Annotated in this window: 1 protein-coding gene; it reads left to right on the top strand. The window is 40.9% G+C overall.

Features of this window, described 5'->3' with window-relative positions; all coding sequences use genetic code 11:
* The first annotated feature begins 109 nt into the window (after positions 1-109).
* On the top strand, positions 110-1,462 hold the full coding sequence (locus tag PQ511_RS23530; RefSeq protein ID WP_273854340.1) for an IS1182 family transposase: 1,353 nt from the start codon (positions 110-112) through the stop codon (positions 1,460-1,462).
* Positions 1,463-1,586 lie beyond the last annotated feature (124 nt).

Below are 1,586 nucleotides of genomic sequence, written 5' to 3'. Positions count from 1 at the left end.
CTCAGGCTGTCGAGAAAGTCTCGACAGCCTGTTTTTTTATCTCATTTCCCTCAATTATCCATTTTGTTTTGTTATCCTATAGGTAGATTCTATTTAGGCGGTGATTTTAATGTTCCAATCTAGACAAAATCGACAAAACGAATTAGAAATGGTAACCATTGAAGAGCTCGTCCCTGAAAACCACTTACTTCGAAAAATTGACCACTACATAGACTTTTCCTTTATTCCCGACAAAGTCCGTCCTTACTATTGTGAAGATAATGGCCGACCCTCTCTAGACCCTCTTGTGTTATTTAAAATGATGTTCATTGGATATATTTATGGCATCCGTTCTGAGCGAGAATTAGAACGCCAAATTCAAACGAATGTCGCTTATCGTTGGTTTCTTGGCTTAAATTTAACAGACTCGGTTCCTCACCACTCCACCATTAGCTGGAATCGCAGAATGAGATTTCATGAGACTGATATCTTCCAGGAGGTCTTTGATGAAATCGTTCATCAAGCGATGAACCACCGTATGGTTTCGGGTCGCGTGCTTTATACGGACTCAACCCATTTAAAAGCAAACGCCAATAAAAAGAAGTTTTCAAGAAAAGAAGTTCACGTCGAAACGGCCGATTATATTGAAGAATTAAATGAAGCTGTAGAACAGGATCGGGCTGATCACGGAAAAAAGCCTCTAAAGGAAAAGGAGGAGGTGAAGAAAACCAAAGAGATTAAAGTCAGTCATACTGATCCAGAGAGTGGTTATTTGTATCGTGAACACAAACCCGAGGGGTTTTTCTATTTGGATCATCGCACGACAGATATTAAATACAACATTATTACCGACGTCCATATTACTCCTGGCAATATTCATGATTCGAAGCCTTATTTACAGCGTTTGGACCGTCAGATCAAGCGATTTGGATTTCATGTTGAAGCCGTTGGATTAGATGCCGGTTACCTTACCAGTCCGATTTGTCATGGTTTAGCTCAGCGAAAGGTGTTTGGCGTTATTGCCCATCGTCGGTATCAATCACGAAAAGGATTCATTCCAAAGTGGAAATACAAGTATGAAGAAGACCCAGATCATTATATCTGTCCGCAAGGAGAGATGTTAACTTATGCCACAACCGATCGAGAAGGATACCGTCACTATAAATCTGATCCAGCAAAGTGTAAGGCATGTCCTCTGTTAGCTCAGTGTAATCAAAATCATAAGCACCAGAAAACCATTACTCGTCATGTCTGGGAGGGGTCTAAAGAGCTGGTTCGACAGAACCGGCTTTCCAATGAAGGAAAATGGATTTATCGAATGAGAAAAGAGAAAATTGAGCGTAGCTTCGCAGATTCAAAAGAACTGCATGGGCTGCGTTATTGTCGTTTGCGCGGAAAACAGAAAGTTTCAGAACAAGCGTTACTGACAGCCGCCTGTCAGAACATGAAGAAGATTGCCCTTCACCTAGACCGAATGAGCTAGGTGAAGGAGAGTTTTTTTCATCTTATTTACATCGGAAGACCATTTTGACCATTTGAACTAACATCAAAATCAAAATCATTAAAAAAAGCTTGTAGAGGAACCGGGGGTTCCTCTACAAGCTGAG

This window comes from Guptibacillus spartinae (assembly GCF_028610625.1).
GTDB lineage: Bacteria > Bacillota > Bacilli > Bacillales > Guptibacillaceae > Guptibacillus > Guptibacillus spartinae.
This window is presented reverse-complemented; position numbering and strand designations above follow the sequence as displayed.

Excerpts from the sequence above, each read along its gene's own strand:
- PQ511_RS23530 (WP_273854340.1), top strand. The coding sequence starts at position 110 with ATGTTCCAATCTAGACAAAATCGACAAAACGAATTAGAAATGGTAACC.